General features: G+C 60.6%; 2 protein-coding genes. Both read left to right on the forward strand.

The window, feature by feature from the left end:
• The coding region (locus tag EOA24_RS38055; protein ID WP_127410831.1) for an AAA family ATPase at positions 1–743 on the forward strand (743 nt) is incomplete at its 5' end.
• Positions 740–1,261: a CoA-binding protein gene (locus EOA24_RS38060; protein WP_126082859.1), complete on the forward strand. Its 522-nt coding sequence runs from the start codon at positions 740–742 to the stop codon at positions 1,259–1,261. The genes EOA24_RS38055 and EOA24_RS38060, both read left to right, overlap by 4 nt.
• Positions 1,262–1,348: the final 87 nt, after the last annotated feature.

Consider the following 1,348-nt stretch of genomic DNA (forward strand, 5'->3'; position numbering starts at 1 on the left):
ATCTCAAGCGCATCCTGCTTGAGCCGTCGCGCGTTGCCGATTGGGATAAATATCCCTGGAACTTGCCGATTTTTCGCGACCGCGAATTCGAGTTCGAATTCGCCTCGGCCATCACCATTATCGTCGGCGAGAACGGCACCGGCAAATCGACGCTGCTGGAAGCGATCGGAGCATTGGCAGGCTATGACGAGGCAGGCGGCGGCAAGGGGTATCGTCCGGTAGATCATTCCATCGCCATCGACAAAAGCGGCGCGGCGCTTGCGGACACGCTGCGTGGCCATTGGCTGCCGAAAGTCACCGCCGGCTGGTTCTTCCGCGCTGAATCGTTCTACTCGGTCGCGCGCTATCTCGATAAGGTTGCGCTCGAAGATCCGTTCAGGCCACCGCCACCCGACTTCCTGTCCTGGTCGCATGGCGAAGGCTTCATCCGCTTCTTCGAGGAGCGCTGCCGCCGGCAAGGCATCTACATCCTCGACGAGCCCGAAAGCGCGCTGTCGCCGACGCGCCAGATCGAGTTGCTCAAATTGCTTCAACGCATGGAGCAATCCGGCACGGCGCAGGTGATCATGGCGACGCACTCGCCGCTGCTGATGGCCTGTCCGTATGCGCGGCTCTTCCGCATCAGCCGCTTCGGCCTCGACCCGATCGATTTTCAGGATACCGATCATTTTCGCATGATGCGCGACTTCTGCAGCGACCCGGCTGCCTTTCTCGCCGAAGCGCTGTATGAGGACGAACCATGAATCACGACACTTACGACAACGCCTACATCGCCGGCATTTTGAACTCGGTGAAGACGATCGCCATGATCGGCGCGTCGCCCAACGATGTGCGGCCGAGCTACTTCGTGTTGAAATATCTATTGGCCAAAGGCTTTTCGGTGTTCCCGATCAACCCCGGCCATGCCGGCAAGGAGATCCTGGGCCGCACTGTCTATGCCAGCCTGGCCGACCTGCCACAGCCGGTCGACATGATCGACATTTTTCGCGCTTCCTCGGCGGTGCCGGGAATCGTCGACCAGGTGCTGAAGCTCGACCCGTTGCCCAAGGTCGTCTGGATGCAGCTTGGCGTGCGTCATGACGAGGCCGCCGCCCGCGCCGAGGCGGCCGGCATCAAGATGGTGATGAACCGCTGCCCGAAGATCGAATACGGCAAGCTGTCCGGCGAGATCGGCTGGACCGGCGTCAACTCCGGCGTTCTGTCGTCGAAGAAACCCTTGATGCGCCAGGGGTTTCAGAGCTTCGGCGTGCGCCAGAAGTAGGCACCTAGCGGCGCGCGCAAAATTATTCCGGGAAGAAACGGATTTTCTCGGGCGTTGGTCGCAGATCGCGCCCTGAAAGGTATTTTC

Source organism: Mesorhizobium sp. M2A.F.Ca.ET.039.01.1.1 (assembly GCF_003998035.1).
Lineage (GTDB): Bacteria > Pseudomonadota > Alphaproteobacteria > Rhizobiales > Rhizobiaceae > Mesorhizobium.